Origin of the sequence: Nitrospira sp., assembly GCA_029194665.1 — a bacterium.
Classification (GTDB): Bacteria; Nitrospirota; Nitrospiria; order Nitrospirales; family Nitrospiraceae; genus Nitrospira_D.
Genome location: JARFXO010000003.1, coordinates 669,331 through 684,465 on the forward strand (window position 1 = coordinate 669,331; position 15,135 = coordinate 684,465).

A 15,135-nucleotide genomic window follows, 5' to 3' on the forward strand; every position below is an offset into this window, starting at 1 on the left:
TGGCCTCCCGCTGCATTCTCGGTCGCCCGTCCACCTCAACGTGCCAGAAAACGTACGCCTCGGTGCCCGAGCTTCCTGCGGGCTTGCGACAGGCCATTTTGAGCAACCTCCTTATCTTTCCTACCTAAAGAAAATCTATGAAAATACTCGTGGTCGGCGGCGGAGGACGTGAGCATGCGATGGTATGGAAACTCGCGCAGAGTCCCCGCAGGCCGGTCCTTTTCTGTGCCCCCGGCAATGCGGGAATTGCGTCATTGGCGGAATGCATCCCAATTAAGTCGGACGACGTTGCAGGTCTGAAAGACTTCGCCCTTCGAAAACAGATTGATCTGACGGTAATTGGGCCTGAAGCACCGCTTGCGTTGGGGATCGTTGACGAATTTCGCAAAGCTCGGCTTAGAGTGTTTGGGCCGACCAGGAACGCCGCTCGTTTGGAAGCCAGCAAGATCTTCTCGAAGGAGATCATGGCACAAGCGAAGATCCGGACGGCCCACGCCAAGAGTTTCGAAAAGCTCGCGAACGCACTTGCCTATGTCGAAGGGCAGGAATTACCGATCGTCATCAAAGCGGATGGGCTGGCTCAAGGGAAAGGCGTAATCATTGCGACCACACACCAACAGGCACAGCAGGCGATCGTGGATTCGATGCAGAAGGCCCTGTTCGGTCAAGCCGGTAAACAGGTGTTGGTCGAGCAGTATCTCGACGGAGAGGAACTGACGATCATGGCGTTTACCGATGGCAACACGGTCATACCGATGCCGCCCGCGCAGGATCATAAGCGGGTGAGTGATGGTGACACGGGCCTGAACACCGGAGGGATGGGAGCCTATTGCCCGGCGCCGTTGGGAACTCCCGAGCTCCAAGATCGAGTCCGTCGCGAGGTCTTACAGCCGGTGGTGGATGCCATGGCGCGTCTTGGCTCTCCGTTTCAGGGAGTTCTCTACGCCGGATTGATGGTGGTGAGAGGAACACCCTACGTGCTCGAATTTAACGCTCGCATGGGCGATCCTGAAGCACAAGTTGTGCTACCCTTGCTCAAGACCGATTTTCTCGACATCATCGAATCGGTGGTCGAACATCGGCTGGACCAACTTTCCGTTGAGTGGCATCCCACCGCGACGGTCTGCGTGGTGATGGCATCGGGCGGCTATCCAGGCTCCTATCAGCAAGGAATGCCACTCTCCGGACTCCCTCCGACACCCATTTCATCGGACTCTTCGGTGGTCTTTCACGCAGGAACGGCACAGCAGGGGGATGGGGTTGTGACAGCCGGAGGCCGCGTCCTCGGCGTTCTCGGTCGAGGAGGCACCTTATCTGAGGCACAACGCGAAGCCTACCGAGTCGTCAAGATGATCTCCTTTGAAGGTTGTCACTTCCGGACGGACATCGCACACCGGGCTCTCACGATATAAGCACGGACAGTCCACCATTCTCGAACGACCGATTCAGCGATGACGTCGATCGCGTCCCATCGGCTGCCAACATAGAGCTACTTATCCCAGCACACCTAGATCCAAACAGCCTGGGCCGTTCTTTTTCTTAGCCAATTCATATGATCTGTTAGAATACCCTCCCACGACGATACCAACACGTTGTGTGGAGTGATCATTTCTGATGAAATGGGAGGGGCCATGAAATGCCAGCTGATGCGGTTGATCCAAACAGTTGTCGGTTTCAGCTTCGCCCTAGGCCTTGTGGGATGCGATTATTGGCCTCCAGCCTTGCAAGCCGAGATCGAACAATTGCGTTCTGAGATCCAAACCCTGACGATGGAGACGACTCAGCTTCAGGCTCAGGTCGCCGACTTGTCCAAGATCAAACAGGAACTGCAGGGGCAGGTCGATGAACTGAGTCGCATCAACCGGGAGAAAACCGGAATGATCACCAGTCTTCAAAATCAGTTGGATGCGACTCGCGCGAGGGCGTTGAAAGCGATGGCTCCGAAGACATCGCCCCATAAAAAACCAGCAAAACCCGCTGCGAAGGCCGCAGCCAGACCGGCTTCCAAAACGGCGCCCAAGGCACCGGCCAACAAAAGTCCGGCTCCAAAGGCAGTCGGCATCCGATAACAGCCCTCGATCCTCCTTCCTATTGTGAAGAGGAAGACGTCGTCGTATTGGATGTGGATGATGACGAGCCGGCCGATGCCGCCGGCGTCGCAGCTGGAGCTGAAGATGTTGTGGGTGCGGGCGCTGAAGGGGCCGACTCCTTCTTCTCTTCCGTCTTCGTCGTACCGGTTTCATTACCTGAGATCGACGGCGGTTTGAGTTTATCGGAGTAGTCGGTGACGTACCAGCCACTTCCTTTAAACATGATTCCAGGCGATGAAATCAGCCGCCTGACCGTCTTTCCACACCGCTCACATATTGAGAGCGGATCGTCCTTGATGCTCTGCTTCACTTCAAAACGATACGAACAGCCGTCACACTGATATTCGTAAATCGGCACTGCTTCCCTCCCTCTTGGCTTTGCATAGCGCGAGATAACCCAGTCCTCACTTACCCTAACTTCGCGAACGCTTGCTCCAGTCGCTCAAGTCCTCGGGTAATGTTCGTCATGCTGGTAGCATAGGACAGCCGGAGATGCTCCGGACTTCCAAAGGGTTCACCCGGAACGACCGCAATCCGGGAATCATTCAAGAGATAATGAGCCACATCATTGGGAGTCTTGAGTACACCCGAGGGACCGCGCTTCCCCAATATACCCTTGATATTCGGGAAAGCATAAAAAGCCCCGCTCGGCATTCGACAGGACACTCCCGGAATCTTGTTCAATCCTTTCACAATGGTGATTCGGCGACGGGAAAATTCTTCCACCATGTTGCGAGTGAAGGATTCCCCAAGACGCAAGGCAGCGACCGCGGCCTTCTGTGAGATCGAGCAGGGATTCGAGGTGCTCTGACTCTGGATATTGGCCATCGCCGTGATCAGATCTTTGGGACCAGCCGCGTATCCGATTCGCCACCCTGTCATGGCATACGATTTCGATACCCCGTTGATAATGACCGTTCGCGCAGCAATCTCCGATCCCAATGATGCAATACTGAGATGCGTGGCTCCATCGTAGAGCACCTTTTCATAAATCTCATCCGAAATGACAAGAAGGTCATGCCGGACCGCGGCTGACGCGATCTGCTCCAGCGCCGCCCGATCATAGGTTGCGCCGGTAGGGTTGCACGGGCTATTCACGATGATGGCTTTCGTTCTCGGTGTAATGAGTCGTTCCAACTCTGATGCATGGACTGCGTAACCGTCCTCCTCCTTAGTCGGCAACAGGACCGGTGTGGCATCGTTGAGAAGTGCCTGATCCGAATAGGAAACCCAGTAGGGGATCGGGATGATGATCTCGTCACCTGCTTCGAGCAAGGCTTCTGCTAAATTGTAGAGCGAATGCTTCGCCCCGCAGGAGACGAGGATTTGAGATTTTTCATACCGAAGAGCCAGTTCAGCCTGGAGCTTGTCGATAATCGCTCCTCGCAGTTCATCGATCCCGGACGACGGGGTGTACTTGGTAAACCCCTCGCGCATGGCCGCTTCTGCTGCGGCCTTCACCGGTTCCGGCGTGTCAAAATCCGGTTCTCCGGCAGAAAAGTCGATGACGTCCAGCCCTTGCGCGGCCATGGCCTTGGCGGTTGCAGCCATCGCCAACGTCGGAGAGGGTGCAATACGACCCACACGTGCTGCCAATCTCATGGTTTGAGACTCCTGATACGAGCTTGTAGGCGCCGAGCTACTTCCGGATGAAGAAAGTGCATTAAACTTCCATCGTGTTGTGCCACGTCTTTGATGATGGTCGAGGACAAGTACGAGTACTCTTCGCTGGGCATTAAGAACACGGTCTCCACCGTCTTGGCAAGCTTTCGGTTGACGAGCGCCATCTGAAACTCATGTTCAAAGTCGGAAATGGCACGCAGGCCACGGATGATCGCATGGGCACCTGAACGCTCGACATAGTCGACGAGCAATCCGTCGAACGGTGTCACCTCGACATGTCCTACATCCTTCACGACCAGCTTTACCATATCAAGGCGTTCCGCCAAATTGAAGAGTGGATGTTTGGAAGGATTCGGAGCGACAGCGACCACCACCTTGTCGAACACTCGGAGGCTGCGTGTGATGATGTCCGTGTGACCATGTGTAATGGGATCAAATGTCCCTGGATAAATACCGATTTTCATGCCTGCACAGCGTGGAGGTACGAGTAGAGAGACAAGGCGGTATCACCGTAGCGATAGAGTCGCAAAAACGTGGTGCATCCTAGCGGCGTGGGTAAGGCGATCTTCGCAGTGTGTTCGATGACCAGCCATGAGTCCAGGGCAAACAGCTCATCGGTCCTGGACTCAGCAAATAATGATGGGAGCGCCGACGCCTCGTCATAGGGTGGGTCGGCAAAGACAAGATCATAGGGACCGTTCCACTCTTCGGGGCGATTCAGGAATTGTTGGACAGTGCAACCCAGCACGGCTATTTTATCACCACCAATATGGCAGAGCTCCAGATTTTTCCGCAGCAGGTTCAGTGCATCCCGGTTCGACTCGACGGAGGTCACGTGCTTGGCACCACGGCTAACGGCTTCAATTCCCACGGCTCCGGTCCCCGCATACAGGTCCAAGAGCCGGCTGTTCGTAAGCCGATTACCGAGAATTGAAAACAGGGCCTCCCGAACCCGGTCGGAGGTTGGACGAAGAGCCAATTTTCGAGGCCCGTAGAGTCGATGACCTCGGAGGGTCCCGGCGATTACACGCATGGAAGACAACATCGTCGTGAGCGTCAGACTCTAACATAGCGTTTTTGCAGGGGTCAAGAAATGCGGAAGGGATGGCTGTCGGAGTGAGCCACGACTGATTCCAGGAGGATCAGCGGTACTCTTTTGACCGTCTGCTTACGGAAGACTATAATGCGATCGTTCTCTCCTGGTAGATCAAAGAGAACATGATTGACCTGCGAGTCCCTGCCGGCCCTCAGCGAGGGCCAGGGTTCATGGTACGAAGTGTAAATTCACCGAGCCGCGACACTCTGAGATTCGCGGGCGGCGAGACTCTTTCTACGGTTGTTAGAGATCGTGCGATCAATAATGGCACCGCAATTGATACATTTCCATGCATAGAACACAAGAAAGAAATCAGAGAACCGTTCCAACATCATCATCCCCTTGCACTTTGGACATTCCATTGATCCCTCCCAAGGTGACTACGTTCACAGCTGTTGGCAAAGTTAAGCAAGAGCTGCACCAATTTGTCGTGTTTCAATATTTCAACGAGTTATGAATTACGTATTTGCCGCAGGCAGGTAATTTTCACTGATTTGTCGGTACAAAAGAGTCCGGACCGTCAATTTTTTGTCACCTGAGGGTTTTTGTGGCAGACACGGGACCGAGAAAAAGCATTGCCTACTGGCCAAAAACCGAACGTCCACGTGAGCGTCTTCTTGCCAAGGGACCTGAGGCCTTATCGGACGCCCATCTTCTCGCCATCCTCCTGAGAACCGGCCGTCGCGATTCATCCGCCGTGCAAGTAGCCATCGAACTCCTTGAGCGGGTAGGTGGGCTGGGAGGATTGGCGGCCTGCGGCACTAAAGAACTCTGCGCCATCCCCGGTGTTGGTCCCGCCAAGGCCGCCCAACTCAAGGCTGCGTTGGCATTAGGGCGACGGTCGTTGGCCGTTCCAATGTCTACCGGCACTCGTATTGCCTCAAGTGCGGATCTGTTCAAACATTTTCACCCTGCACTCCGCGATGTAAAACACGAGCTTTTCAAAGTCGTGCTACTGGACGCAAAAAATATGGTGATCAGAGAGACCACGATCTCAGAGGGAAGCCTCACACTCAGTATCGTGCATCCACGTGAAGTCTTTGCGCTCGCGGTGCGTGAATCGGCCGCCGCCGTCATTTTTCTTCACAATCATCCCAGCGGAGATCCGACTCCAAGCCCCGAGGATCGACGATTGACCGATCGACTCGCAACGGCGGGCAAACTGTTGGGGATCCGCGTATTGGACCATCTGATTATTGGAGATGGTCGGTACGTGAGCTTCGCTGACGAAGGATGGATGACAGGACAAAGCAACGAGTACGAGCGCCCCTGAAATCATGTTGGCTGAAACAACGGCCCGAGGAATATGAGGAAGCGAATGGCCTAAACCCCGACTTAGCAAGGAGGGTAGACTATGGAAACAGCCCGTCTGGAGCCCATCAGAAACGTGGCGATCGTATCCAGTGCCGGCGCGGGAAAGACCTCGCTCAGTGAGGCCCTACTCTATACCGGTGGAGCGATTCCCATGCTTGGTTCTGTGACACAGGGTACTACCGTTTCTGATTTCGAACCGGAGGAGCTTCGTCATCGTAATTCGACCAGTACCAGTCTCCTGCAGTTTTCGTGGAATCACGCCAGCATCAATTTACTTGACCCTCCGGGTGCCCTCGATCTTCTTGGAGAATCGCTTGCCGCCCTGCAGGCCGTTGATGCGGTCATTCTTCTTCTGAGCGGAAACATGGGGGTGAGGACGGAGCTGACACGGCTGTGGGCAAGAATCAAAGCCTTGGATCTTCCCTGTCTCGTGTTCGTGAACGGACTTGATAAGGAAGGCGCCTCATTCGAGAACGTTCTGGAGATCTGCCGCCAGCAGCTCGGTCGTCCTCCCATCCCGATGACGGTGCCGGTCAGCCCCGGCGTGAATTTATACGGCGTCATTGATGTGCGGCATGAGAAGCTTGTACGGTCTGGACCGAGTTCCGCGCACGTCGAGCAGCTCCCGATTTCAAGTGACCTGGAAGGAATTCTTAGCGGAACGCGCAAGCAGCTCGTGGAGGCAGTCGCGGAGAGCGGAGAAACTTTATTGGAGACCTACTTAACTCAGGGCGATTTAAACCAGGAAGATCTGTTACAAGGACTCCGTCGCGACATCCACACGCAGCAATTTCTTCCCGTGTACGCCGGCTCCGCAACCCAGAATGTCGGAGTCTGGTCCCTGCTGGATGCCATTGTGACCTTATTGCCGGCACCCTCCGAGCGTGGTCTGGCCCGTCCATGGCAAGGGATCCACCCAGAGACTCATGAAGTGTGTGAACGGAAGGGGAGTCAGCAGGAACCGTTTTCAGCCTATGTCTTCAAAACGATCATCGACCCATTCATCGGTCGGTTGTCCTATTGCCGGGTCTTGTCGGGAACAATCCATACCGATGCGACGGTGCTGAATGCTTCAAAACATGTGAGGGAGAAGCTCGGCCATTTCTACAGGGTCCTGGGCAAACGTCACACGGCCATCGACTCTGCAAGAGGGGGAGAGATCGTGGCCATCGCAAAACTCAAAGATACACATACCGGTGACACGTTGTGTCAAGAAAATGCTCCCATCTGCTACCCTATGCTGAGCCTACCAAAGCCGATCTTGTCGTTCGCGATCGAAGCCAAGTCCAAGACCGACATCGATAAAGTGAGTCTTGGCCTTCACAAACTCATCGAAGAAGATCCGACGCTGGAATTTGCGCGCAATGCCGAAACCAAGGAAATGGTGCTCAGCGGCATGGGGCAGTTCCACATCGATTTGGCGCTCGAGAAGCTCCATCGAAAGTTCGGAGCGGATGTCGTCCTACACACTCCGAAGGTCCCGTACCGAGAAACGCTCAAGACGAAATCACAGGCACAGGGCAAGTACAAGAAGCAAACCGGCGGGCACGGGCAATACGGCGATTGTTGGATTGAAGTGGCGCCGCTCCCGCGCGGTAACGGGTATGCATTTGAGAATCGCGTGGTAGGAGGAGCGATTCCTCGAAATTTCATTCCCGCCGTTGAAAAAGGGGTCATCGAAGCCATGCAGGATGGACCGTTGAGCGGCTTTCCGGTCGTCGATGTGCGGGTAGCCGTCTATGACGGATCCTATCATGTGGTTGATTCATCTGAGATGTCGTTCAAGATCGCGGGATCGATGGCGTTCAAGAAAGCGATCGAGACGGCGCATCCGGTGTTACTTGAGCCTGTCATGACGATCGAAATCGATACACCGACCGACGCGGTTGGAGCTGTCATGGGCGACTTGAGCGCCCGACGGGGTCGGATCGTGACTGTGAACGCGCAAGACCATGCGGAACAGATTACGGCGTTGGTTCCACTTGCTGAGCTCCTTCGATATGCGACGGCCCTCAACGCCATGACCGGAGGACGGGGCAGCTATGTCATGGATTTCGCGCAGTATGATGAAGTGCCACGAGAGTTGGCTGTACGGGTCATCGAGCGACATAAGGCAGAAGGGCAAGCCGCCACGGCCCATTGAAATCTTCAGTCGGAGGGTTTAAGCACGACATAAAATGCGTGGTTTTCACGAAGTACACGGAGCAACAGTGCATCGCCACGCCTGAATCGCGCAATGGCTGACCTAAATTCTCCTACGGAGGACACGTCCATACGGTTGACTTCTTTGATGAGGTCGCCCTCACGGAGACCTTCGGCTTGAGCAAGGCTGTTGGGTTCAACCTTTGCGATCAGCACACCTTTCGCCTCACCGAGCTTGAACCGCTCCGACAGGGCGGCGGTCAAGTCTTGGAGGTCAAGACCAAGCCTGACTCCTAGCTTCTCCTCTGGTTGAGGAACCGATGCAACAACAGGGGTATCTCGCCGTTCCGTGAGGGGCACGTCCATCGTCAAGCGTTTTAGATCCCGGACTATTTCTATCTTTGACTTGGCACCTGGAGTCACCGTCGCGATGAGACGAGACAGTTTATTTGGTGAATCGACGACAACACCGTCGATCCGGACGATGACATCGCCTGGTTTGATCCCAGCCAGGGCCGCAGGGTCTTTCTCGAACACTTCGTTCACCAGTACTCCTTCGCCTTCAGCCACTCCAAATTGTTTCGCTAAGTCAGCCGTCAACGGCTGAATTCCGACTCCGAGCCAACCCCGCATGACCTTGCCCTTGGCCAGCAACTGCTCGATGACCTGCTTGGCCATATTCGAGGGAATCGCGAATCCAATTCCCTGGGCAAAATTGATGATCGCCGTATTGATACCAATCACTTCACCCCGGAGGTTAAAGAGCGGGCCTCCTGAATTTCCTGGGTTAATCGAGGCGTCAGTCTGAATGAAATTTTCATAGCGTGAAAGGTTGATGTTTTCACGACCAATGCCGCTGACCACACCGAGCGTCACGGTCTGGTCCAACCCGAACGGATTCCCGACAGCCAACACCCATTGGCCGACCTTGACGCCGGCAGAGTCACCGAACCGAGCACTAGGCAACCGTCGATCAGTGTTTACTTTGAGCACCGCTAAATCGGTATCCGGATCTTTGCCGATCACCTGAGCCTTGAGCATCGTCTTATCGGAAAACCGCACTTCGATTTCAGTTGCATCCCCGATCACATGGTTGTTCGTCACGATATGGCCCTCATCGTCGACAATCAGGCCCGAACCGGAACCTGACGCATTCGGCGTACGTTCGCCAGGCCCTCCGCGGAGCCTACCGGCTCTGGTAATGGGAAACAGGTTGACGACAGAAGGCTTGGTCTGCTCCGCAAGTTCGGTAATGACGGTTTGGATCTCCTCTAGCATGCGAAGGCCGGGTGAGTCGGTCGAGAATGCCTCGGCTCGGACGCCTCCGATGACAGCGGACAAGAGGAGAGAAACACAAGCGAGTAAAACGCATGAGCGTGGAAATGCTGCAGCTGACATCGAGTGTTATTGTAGCCGATCTCTATCGATGTGCCTACTCTTCTACGCCGATCTTCTACGCCGATCTCGTGAGCGACGGTGTCAGGGGACGTTGGCCGGTAAACCATGAGACGAGTTGATCGAGTTCGGCTTGAGCGCCAATCAAGACTACGATGTCACCGGGCCGGAAGAGGAGATCGTTGGTCGGAGCCACCAGAAAAGGTCCTCGAAACACCACGGCCACGTAAGCGGAGGAAGCGGAATAGCGTGGAAGCGCGCTGAGTGGCTGCCCGGCGGCGGCAGCGCCACGAACGATGGTCAGCCGTTCCATACCTCCCGAACGAAGCGCCAAATCACGTTGGAGGGAGAGCAGGTCCTGGCGGACCGACTCGATTTTGAGCTCACGTATCTGGGCATCAACTCCGATCAACGACCGCTTTAACTCTTGAACGCGTGAGGTGGTATCAGCAAGCATCTGATCGATCGCGCCGACAACCAAATCGGTGTGATTCTCGTACAGAAGTCGATCAGAAACCCGCGCGACGATTTGTTGACCGACTTTTGCAGCGACATCGTCAATTTGCTGCAGCAAAATGGAAGCCTGCCAATGGAGACGAATAACCTGAACCTTTCGGTTGACCAGCTCAGAAATAGAGAGAATAGTTTCGTAGAACGCATGTCCGGTAATTGAAAGTTCTTGATGCACACGGCCGAGAAGTTCGAAGGTCATAGTCTGATAAGTTATATTATGTAAACTTACAATTTTTTGTCCCTTACCCCCACCGACTTTTTCTAACTCCTCTCCCACCGGTATCTTCATAGCGGATCATGATTCGGAGGTCAATCGTGCAGGAGATTTTTTATGGTTCGTGACACTGGTGCTTGCCCCATTCGATCGTTCAGCATTTTGCTTCATACCGTGGCGGTACCGGTTTGCAATCACCCCGGCTACACCGTATGATCCGGGCGATGAACTGTACGAAGTGTAAGACCAAAGCAGCCCTCAAGTTACCCCGCCACCATGCAGCATTCTGCAAGACTTGCTTTAACAGTTTTGTATATGACCAGGTGCACAAAGCGATTCGATCTCAGAAGATGTTCGAAAAGACAGACCGTCTCCTTGTCGCTGTTTCAGGCGGCAAGGATAGTTTGGCCCTCTGGGACATTCTTCTGAAGCTAGGCTACAAGACCGATGCGCTGTATGTGAACCTTGGGATCGGAGGCTATTCCGAATCATCACGGCAGAAAGTCGTGCACTTTTCCGAGACCGTGGCCGCGGAATACGACGCCGTGCTCCATGTCCATACGGTCGACCGAGAAGAAGGCGCCGGCATTCGCGAGCTGGCCATCATAGCCAACCGTCCGACTTGCTCGACATGCGGCACGATCAAACGCTATCAATTCAACCATGCGGCAATCCGGCATGGGTATGATGTCATGGCGACGGGACATAATTTGGATGATGAAGCGGCTCGGTTGCTCGGGAATGTGTTGCATTGGCAGACCGAATACCTTGGAAAGCAAGGCCCCAGCCTGCCCGCCTCCGTCGATGGATTCGCCAAGAAGGTGAAGCCTCTGTATCGATTGACTGAGCGCGAATTGGCAGCCTATTGCGTCCTGAACAAGATCGACTATGTGGTTGAGGAATGTCCGATGGCGCAAGGAGCACGCACGCTCCTCTACAAAGAAGTTTTGAATCGCCTGGAAACCGAGTCGCCCGGCACCAAGCAGATGTTTTACTGGGGGTTTCTTGAAAAATCTGGCACGACCGAGACATCCACGACTATCGCGGAAAAAGATCGCTCATCGCTGTACCCCTGTTCCAACTGTGGGCAGCCGACCACGGCTGAGACCTGCTCCTACTGTAAGCTGATGGCCCGGGCGAAGACTTCGCCAGCTCGCTGATCCATTCGGCCCTTGCAAACCGCTTCTACACTCCGTAAGCTGATCCTAGCATCACGTTTCCCACTCGTAATCACGTATGGCCACGACCCCACGCGACTACTATCACATTCTGGGCGTGCCCCGAACCGCCTCGCCCGACGACATTAAAAAAGCTTTTCGACGCCTGGCTCGCCAGTACCATCCCGATCTCCACTCGGGTGCGAAGAAGGCAGAGATGGAAAAGAAATTTAAAGAACTCAATGAGGCACAGGAGGTTCTGACCGACCCGGAGAAGCGGAAGAAGTATGATCAGTATGGGGCCGATTGGGATCAAGCACAAGCCTTTGAGAAAGCTGCTCGTCAACAGGCTAGGACACAAGGGTTCGGCGGGCCATGGGGTTCCGAAGGAGACTACGCCGGTCAAAGCAGTAGCGGATCCGGAAACGACCACTTCTCCGATTTTTTTGAGAACCTGTTTGGAAACCGCGGCCGCGGTGGAGCCGGACGTGCTAGTTCTGGAATGCCGGGAGAGGACATCGAGACTGACGTTCAATTGGGATTACGTGAAGTGTTGACCGGCGTCACCAAGCGCGTGAATCTGCGTGAACCCCGGACGTGTTCGACCTGCCAAGGAAGCGGTACCGCGCGTGGCGGACCTTGCGCGACCTGTCAGGGAACCGGAATGATGAGCGAATACAAAACCATAGAAGTGCGGATTCCTGCTGGAGTTCAAGACGGAACGCGCGTCAGAGTCGCCGGAAAGGGCCAGCCTGGAACAAATGGCGGAAAACGCGGGGACCTCTATCTCCACGTGGTCATTCTCTCCGATCCCATCTTTCGTCGGCAAGGTTCGGACTTACATGTCACCCTGCCCGTCTATCCTTGGGAAGCCATCCTAGGAGCAGAGGTCACCACTCCTACCTTAGCCGAACCGGTGAAAGTCAAAGTTCCACCAGGCAGCAAGGCCGACGGGAAACTCCGGCTCAAGGGGAAGGGGCTTCCCTCCGCTACAGGCGGGCATGGGGATCTTTTTCTGACGCTGCAAATTGTCCTACCCGTCGGTATCAGCGAAGATGAACGGATACTGTACGAGCGTTTGAGCAAGGAACGACATCCGGATCCGCGAACGGAGCTTCTCTACAGTGCCCAACGGCGTTGAGAATACGATCGGCGTAGACAATGGTTGTGAGTCGACAGACTCGCTTGCGTTGCGCTGATTGCTATGGCAAGCTTTACCTTTGAGGTCTCTCAACCAAGGAGGAATGCATGAAGTCTGCAATAAAGGCCACCGCTGCCTCTGCGGTAGTTTCAGTATGTCTGATGGTGTTGGGCGTCCCCAGCCTCTGGGCGAATGATCCCAGCTATGGTCATGGCCATGCTGGAGGAGGACATGGCTATGGAAAAGGGATGATGCACAGCGGCACCGGGCATTTGATCCGACACCTGCTCAAGCACGAAAAGGACATCGGACTCACAACCGACCAAGTCACCAAGCTGAAAGACATCCAGCTCGATCTCGACAAAACACGCATCAAGGCCGAGGCCGAGATCCAAATCGCGGAGCGTGAACTGAGAGCGCTAACCGATGAAGAGAAATCCGATCTCGCTGCGATCGAAACCAAGCTCAAGCAGAGCGAAGATTTGCAAGTCGGCCTGCGGATGACTTCCATCAAGACACGTCGTGAGGTGATGAGCCTGCTGACCCCGGAACAACGTGCGAAAGAACACTCCGAGCATGACAAAATGATGCAGCAGCACAAAGGCTATGGAACTCCTCATGGTGGTGGAATGTCCTATGGCGCTTACCCACATGGGGGCAATCCTCATGGAAGTAATCCGTATGGTGGTAATCCGCATGGCAAGAATCCTCATGAGGCCGTACCCCCTACCACGCCCGGCAACATGTCTGTCCAGTAATGGGAACACAAGGACCGATGAAAAAAGAAGTTCGACTTCGGAGTCATGATCTTCTGGTCGGGGCTGGTCGTGCTCCAGCGAGGGCCATGTTGAAAGCCGTCGGCTTTACGGACGACGACCTGTCGAAACCTCTCGTTGGTGTGGCCAATACATGGATCGAGATCATGCCGTGTAATTTTCACTTGCGGCGGCTTTCCGAGAGGGTGAAAGCAGGGGTCAGAGCGGCCGGGGGTACTCCTGTTGAATACAACACCATCGCGGTATCCGATGGGATCTCGATGGGAACGGAAGGGATGAAGGCTTCCCTGATCAGTCGCGAGGTCATCGCGGATTCGATCGAGCTCGTTGCGCGTGGACATTTGTTTGATGCCGTCGTCGCCCTGTCGGGTTGCGACAAAACGATTCCCGGGACGGTCATGGCCCTTGCTCGATTGAACGTGCCGTCGCTCATGCTCTACGGCGGCTCGATCCTGCCGGGACAGTTTCAGGGACATGACGTGACCATTCAGGATGTCTTTGAAGCAGTCGGCAAACATGCGTCGGGAAAGATGACCGACGCCGAGCTGAAGGACTTGGAAGATCACGCGTGCCCTGGGCCTGGAGCTTGCGGAGGCCAGTTCACGGCCAATACCATGGCCATTGCGTTTGAGTTCCTGGGCATTTCACCGATGGGTCGCAATGGGGTTCCCGCCATGGATGGTCGGAAAGACGATGTTGCCTTTGAATGCGGCAAGATGGTGATGGAGCTTGTGAAGCAGGATCTGCGCCCGCGTCAGATTATCACCCGAAGGTCGCTGGAGAACGCCATTGCTGCCGTCGCCACGACCGGAGGTTCAACGAACGCCGTATTGCATCTCCTTGCCATTGCCCGTGAGTCCGGAATCAAGCTGACCATCGACGACTTCGACAAGATCAACCGCAAGGTCCCTCTACTCGCCGACCTCAAGCCGGGGGGCCGCTTCGCCGCAGCCGATCTCTATGCGGCAGGCGGCACAACTCTAGTGGCGAAGCGATTGCTGGAGGCAGGCCTCCTCCATCAGAATCAGCCCACCGTCACAGGTCGAACAATTGGTGAAGAGGCATCACAGGCTCGTGAAACGCCTGGGCAACAAGTCTTGCGTCCCCTGGCCCACCCCATCAAACCAACAGGGGGGCTTGTCATACTAAAGGGCAATTTGGCACCGGAAGGTTGCGTAGTGAAGGTTGCCGGTCATTCGATGACCAAATTTCAGGGACCGGCAAAGGTTTACGACCGGGAAGAAGATGCGTTCGTAGCGGTCAAGGCTGGCCAGATCAGGCCTGGCGACGTCGTCGTCATTCGGTATGAAGGCCCGGCGGGAGGGCCAGGCATGCGTGAGATGCTGGGTGTAACAGCCGCGATCGTCGGCGCCGGACTTGGCGACTCCGTCGCACTATTGACCGACGGTCGATTCTCCGGAGCAACGCATGGATTGATGGCCGGGCACGTAGCCCCTGAAGCCGCGAAGGGAGGACCGATCGCGGCGGTCAAAACCGGCGATACGATCACCTTTGATATTCCCAAACGCCGCCTGGATGTTGCCTTATCTCAAAAGGAAATAACGTCGCGCCTGAAGAAGGTCAAACCACCAGTACCACGCTATACCTCTGGCGTGATGGGGAAATATGCTCGACACGTCTTGTCTGCCTCGGAAGGAGCTGTGACGACTTAGG

15 protein-coding genes are annotated in these 15,135 nt (G+C 55.1%); 9 read left to right on the forward strand and 6 right to left on the reverse strand.

Annotation, left to right across the window (positions count from 1 at the left end; translation table 11 throughout):
- The first annotated feature begins 137 nt into the window (after positions 1-137).
- The 3 genes from purD to P0119_12640 all read left to right on the forward strand — a co-directional run bounded on the left by purD (position 138) and on the right by P0119_12640 (position 2,281).
- The gene (purD, locus tag P0119_12630; GenBank protein MDF0666903.1) at positions 138-1,412 is read left to right on the forward strand and encodes a phosphoribosylamine--glycine ligase; all 1,275 of its coding nucleotides are present in this window, start codon (positions 138-140) and stop codon (positions 1,410-1,412) included.
- Between the two features lie 219 nt (positions 1,413-1,631).
- Complete coding sequence (locus tag P0119_12635) at positions 1,632-2,069, forward strand: hypothetical protein (GenBank protein ID MDF0666904.1); 438 nt, start codon at positions 1,632-1,634, stop codon at positions 2,067-2,069.
- Positions 2,070-2,116: 47 nt separating this feature from the next.
- Positions 2,117-2,281, forward strand: a complete 165-nt coding sequence (locus tag P0119_12640; GenBank protein MDF0666905.1) for a hypothetical protein — start codon at positions 2,117-2,119, stop codon at positions 2,279-2,281.
- Between the two features lie 217 nt (positions 2,282-2,498).
- Here P0119_12640 and P0119_12645 read toward each other — a convergent pair whose 3' ends face one another.
- The 4 genes from P0119_12645 to P0119_12660 form a co-directional block, all read right to left on the reverse strand.
- The gene (locus P0119_12645) at positions 2,499-3,692 is read right to left on the reverse strand and encodes a pyridoxal phosphate-dependent aminotransferase (GenBank protein ID MDF0666906.1); all 1,194 of its coding nucleotides are present in this window, start codon (positions 3,690-3,692) and stop codon (positions 2,499-2,501) included.
- Complete coding sequence (gene coaD, locus P0119_12650) at positions 3,689-4,177, reverse strand: pantetheine-phosphate adenylyltransferase (protein MDF0666907.1); 489 nt, start codon at positions 4,175-4,177, stop codon at positions 3,689-3,691. Before coaD ends, P0119_12645 begins: the two co-directional genes overlap by 4 nt.
- Positions 4,174-4,746, reverse strand: a complete 573-nt coding sequence (rsmD, locus tag P0119_12655) for a 16S rRNA (guanine(966)-N(2))-methyltransferase RsmD (GenBank protein MDF0666908.1) — start codon at positions 4,744-4,746, stop codon at positions 4,174-4,176. The genes coaD and rsmD overlap by 4 nt, the downstream gene beginning before the upstream one ends.
- A gap of 251 nt (positions 4,747-4,997) precedes the next feature.
- Positions 4,998-5,171, reverse strand: a complete 174-nt coding sequence (locus P0119_12660) for a hypothetical protein (GenBank protein ID MDF0666909.1) — start codon at positions 5,169-5,171, stop codon at positions 4,998-5,000.
- Positions 5,172-5,356: 185 nt separating this feature from the next.
- Between P0119_12660 and radC the strand changes: the two genes are divergently transcribed.
- Together radC and fusA are read left to right on the forward strand one after the other, a co-directional pair.
- Positions 5,357-6,082, forward strand: a complete 726-nt coding sequence (gene radC / locus P0119_12665) for a DNA repair protein RadC (protein ID MDF0666910.1) — start codon at positions 5,357-5,359, stop codon at positions 6,080-6,082.
- 81 nt (positions 6,083-6,163) lie between these two features.
- On the forward strand, positions 6,164-8,266 hold the full coding sequence (gene fusA, locus P0119_12670) for an elongation factor G (GenBank protein MDF0666911.1): 2,103 nt from the start codon (positions 6,164-6,166) through the stop codon (positions 8,264-8,266).
- A 5-nt stretch (positions 8,267-8,271) separates the two neighbouring features.
- Here fusA and P0119_12675 read toward each other — a convergent pair whose 3' ends face one another.
- The gene (locus P0119_12675) at positions 8,272-9,606 is read right to left on the reverse strand and encodes a Do family serine endopeptidase (GenBank protein ID MDF0666912.1); all 1,335 of its coding nucleotides are present in this window, start codon (positions 9,604-9,606) and stop codon (positions 8,272-8,274) included.
- 112 nt (positions 9,607-9,718) lie between these two features.
- Positions 9,719-10,372, reverse strand: coding sequence for a TrkA C-terminal domain-containing protein (locus P0119_12680; GenBank protein MDF0666913.1), 654 nt, complete (start codon positions 10,370-10,372; stop codon positions 9,719-9,721).
- 239 nt (positions 10,373-10,611) lie between these two features.
- On the opposite strand from P0119_12680, the gene P0119_12685 reads away from it, so the two are divergent.
- The 4 genes from P0119_12685 (at position 10,612) to ilvD (ending at position 15,134) form a co-directional block, all read left to right on the forward strand.
- A complete protein-coding gene (locus tag P0119_12685) occupies positions 10,612-11,547 on the forward strand; it encodes an ATP-binding protein (protein ID MDF0666914.1) in 936 nt (311 codons plus the stop codon).
- 76 nt (positions 11,548-11,623) lie between these two features.
- Positions 11,624-12,685 (forward strand): DnaJ C-terminal domain-containing protein, encoded by a 1,062-nt coding sequence (locus P0119_12690; GenBank protein MDF0666915.1) that lies wholly within the window; start codon positions 11,624-11,626, stop codon positions 12,683-12,685.
- 107 nt (positions 12,686-12,792) lie between these two features.
- Entirely contained in the window at positions 12,793-13,443 is a 651-nt protein-coding gene (locus P0119_12695; protein MDF0666916.1) for a periplasmic heavy metal sensor, read from the forward strand.
- 17 nt (positions 13,444-13,460) lie between these two features.
- The gene (gene ilvD, locus P0119_12700) at positions 13,461-15,134 is read left to right on the forward strand and encodes a dihydroxy-acid dehydratase (protein MDF0666917.1); all 1,674 of its coding nucleotides are present in this window, start codon (positions 13,461-13,463) and stop codon (positions 15,132-15,134) included.
- Position 15,135 lies beyond the last annotated feature (1 nt).

What these genes read in the sequence shown, in the direction of transcription:
- fusA (MDF0666911.1), top strand. Translation starts at nt 6,164, where the DNA reads ATGGAAACAGCCCGTCTGGAGCCCATCAGAAACGTGGCGATCGTATCC.
- P0119_12635 (MDF0666904.1), top strand. Translation starts at nt 1,632, where the DNA reads ATGAAATGCCAGCTGATGCGGTTGATCCAAACAGTTGTCGGTTTCAGC.
- ilvD (MDF0666917.1), top strand. Translation starts at nt 13,461, where the DNA reads ATGAAAAAAGAAGTTCGACTTCGGAGTCATGATCTTCTGGTCGGGGCT.
- P0119_12645 (MDF0666906.1), bottom strand. Translation starts at nt 3,692, where the DNA reads ATGAGATTGGCAGCACGTGTGGGTCGTATTGCACCCTCTCCGACGTTG.
- rsmD (MDF0666908.1), bottom strand. Translation starts at nt 4,746, where the DNA reads ATGCGTGTAATCGCCGGGACCCTCCGAGGTCATCGACTCTACGGGCCT.
- P0119_12695 (MDF0666916.1), top strand. Translation starts at nt 12,793, where the DNA reads ATGAAGTCTGCAATAAAGGCCACCGCTGCCTCTGCGGTAGTTTCAGTA.
- P0119_12680 (MDF0666913.1), bottom strand. Translation starts at nt 10,372, where the DNA reads ATGACCTTCGAACTTCTCGGCCGTGTGCATCAAGAACTTTCAATTACC.
- P0119_12685 (MDF0666914.1), top strand. Translation starts at nt 10,612, where the DNA reads ATGAACTGTACGAAGTGTAAGACCAAAGCAGCCCTCAAGTTACCCCGC.
- P0119_12690 (MDF0666915.1), top strand. Translation starts at nt 11,624, where the DNA reads ATGGCCACGACCCCACGCGACTACTATCACATTCTGGGCGTGCCCCGA.
- P0119_12660 (MDF0666909.1), bottom strand. Translation starts at nt 5,171, where the DNA reads ATGGAATGTCCAAAGTGCAAGGGGATGATGATGTTGGAACGGTTCTCT.
- coaD (MDF0666907.1), bottom strand. Translation starts at nt 4,177, where the DNA reads ATGAAAATCGGTATTTATCCAGGGACATTTGATCCCATTACACATGGT.
- purD (MDF0666903.1), top strand. Translation starts at nt 138, where the DNA reads ATGAAAATACTCGTGGTCGGCGGCGGAGGACGTGAGCATGCGATGGTA.